At 70.7% G+C, this 2,415-nt stretch carries 2 protein-coding genes; one reads left to right on the plus strand and one right to left on the minus strand.

What is annotated here, in order from left to right:
• Positions 1-621, plus strand: a 621-nt coding sequence (locus VGR06_RS07015) for an integrase core domain-containing protein (protein ID WP_327558142.1), incomplete at its 5' end; no start/stop codon positions are given.
• A 42-nt stretch (positions 622-663) separates the two neighbouring features.
• Here VGR06_RS07015 and VGR06_RS07020 read toward each other — a convergent pair.
• On the minus strand, positions 664-2,370 hold the full coding sequence (locus VGR06_RS07020) for a putative transposase (protein WP_327558143.1): 1,707 nt from the start codon (positions 2,368-2,370) through the stop codon (positions 664-666).
• Positions 2,371-2,415: the final 45 nt, after the last annotated feature.

Raw genomic sequence — 2,415 nt, forward strand, 5'->3', positions numbered from 1 at the left:
GCCGGGGTGGCAGCGGTGGCGATCCTGGACATCGTCTCCCGCAAGTGGATCGACACCGTGGTCTCGGCCGAGGAGACCTCCACCCAGGTCGAGGTCGCCTTCACCGAAGCGCTGGAGTCCGAGTGCCTCTGGGAGGCCGCCGACCAACGCGCCACCCAGGCGCTGGTGGCCGCGTTGGCCTCCGGCGACCGCGACGCCGTCGATGCCGCCATCGGCGACGGGCAGCTGCCGCTGCTGCTCGCGATCAGCGACAACGGCCCGCAGATGCGCTCGCACACCACCCGCGAGTTCCTCGCCGGCGTGGCGATCGCGCAGCAGTTCGGCCGCCCCGGCGTGCCCCAGGACCAGGGCTGGATCGAGACCCTGTTCGGGCACGTCAAGGGCGAGTGGCCGCACCTGGAGAAGATCCGCGACCCCGGCGAACTCGAAGCCGAGCTGGAACGCACACGACTTGAGTACAACTCCGTGAGGTTGCATGCCGCGATCGGCTATGTCACACCCGACGACGAACACGAAGGACGAGGTGATGCCCTACGCACCAAACGCCGCGACGGACTCGCCCAAGCACGCGAGAACCGCATCGCATACCGTCGAAACACAACAACCGAGGAGAACCAATGAGCACGCCCCGGCCCTGGCTGGGTAATTCCACCCGCGAATGGTTCATTTACTCAGACACACCTCAATCTGCTTGGGGGTAGCCGGCCCGGCCAGCAGCTGGGGCAGGGCACGCTCGGCGGTGATCAGGTCGGCCTCGGCGGCGGCGACCCTCTTGCGGGCCGCGACCCGGGCCGGGTTGGTGACCATCCGGGTGTCGGTGCCGAGGTCCATCCGATAGTCGGCGAGGGTGTCGATGCCGTTGTGTTCGGCGGCGTACTTGAACATGTTCTCGATCCGCCAGCGGGCCCGTAGCCAGCACAGCAGGGACGCGCCGGTCGCGGTGAGGTCGGAGGTGAGGACCTGCAACACCGGCACGCCGTGCTCGAACAGGGTCAGCTGCCGGGCGGTGCCGTAACCCTTGAGCTGCACGGTCTCCTCGGCCAGGGTCACGCTGATCCGCCTGCCGTCCCGGATCGTCCAGGACCGCTTCGGCGCCACGGTCGTTTCGACCAGCGGGGCACGCCGGTAGGTGACCCAGTCCGCTCCCGCGTCACGGCAGGCGGTGAACGCCGCGGGGTAGGCCCCGCCCCGGTCGAACCCGAGCAGGATCGGCGCGTCCGGCCCGGTGACCTCCCGCAGCTGGGTCAGCACGCCGGGCAGGGTGGAGACCAGCCCGGAGGGTTCCCCAGAACCGAACACCACCGCCCGGCCTCGGGCGTCGACGACCAGGGTGTCGTCCCGGCCGGGTTGGGCATGGCGACGTTTGGTGTTCCAGCCCTTGGCGACCGGCCGGGCGCCGGCGTAGGGCACGAAGTGGTCGTCGACGAAGTAGACCGGGTCGGCGGCCGGATCGGCCGCGAGCATCCCGGCGGCGAAGGCCCGCTGCACCGCCAGCGGGTCCGAACCGTCGGCCAGGGCACCCAGCCGGGTCCGCAGCGTCTTGAGCTCCGGGACCCTGGTGAGCCCGACCGCGACGCCGGCCTCGGCCCGGCGCAGGTGCTTGCTGCCCTCCACGGTATCGATGCCCAACCCGAACCCGACCGTGGCCGTGGTCAGCACCGCCAGGTCGTCATCGCGGCGGGCCGGCCCACCGGTCACGGTGCCGAAGATCGCCTCGGCCCCGACCCGGTGCAGGTAGGGATAGAGCAGCATCACGCCGGCGTAGCGGCAAGGATGTGTGCCGGACGCGATCCGCGACGAGCCCGCGAACGCCGCCGGCACCGCACCGGTCGGCTCGACCAACACCGGCTCGGGCCCGGCCACCACCGGCTCACGCACCGTGTGCTCGGTGGGCTCGTCGGTGGGCTCGTCGGTGGGCTCGTCGGTGGGCTCGGGCAGGGCCTGCTGCACCGAGGCAGGACCGAACCGTGCGAGCAGCTCGCTGATCACCGACTGGGCCACCCCGAGCCGGTCGGCGATCGACTGCTGGGTCCACCCCATCGCCGCCCACTCCCGCGCCTGGGTGACCTGCCGACCCGACAGCTTGGGGGGTCGTCCGCGGCGGCGCACCAGGCCCGCCGAGCCCTCCCGACGAGCCTGTCCCCGCAGCATCGACACATACGTCGCGGTCAACCCGAACACCGCCGCGACCTCATCGACCCGCCGGCCGGCATCGGTCAACGCCACGATCGCCAGGTTCCTCATCCCGAGGTCATCGGCGTCGAAGCGGTACACCAAGGACCGGCCGTGGGTCACCAGCACCTGCCCGTCGTGGCGGACCAGACGCAACGCAACCGGTTCTGGCATCTGGTCGAACTCGGCCTGGCCCACCCCCGAACCCTACCACTTCTCAAGTGTTTTCCGATAACACACGCC

Source organism: Actinophytocola sp., assembly GCF_036002505.1.
Classification (GTDB): Bacteria; Actinomycetota; Actinomycetes; order Mycobacteriales; family Pseudonocardiaceae; genus DASYTH01.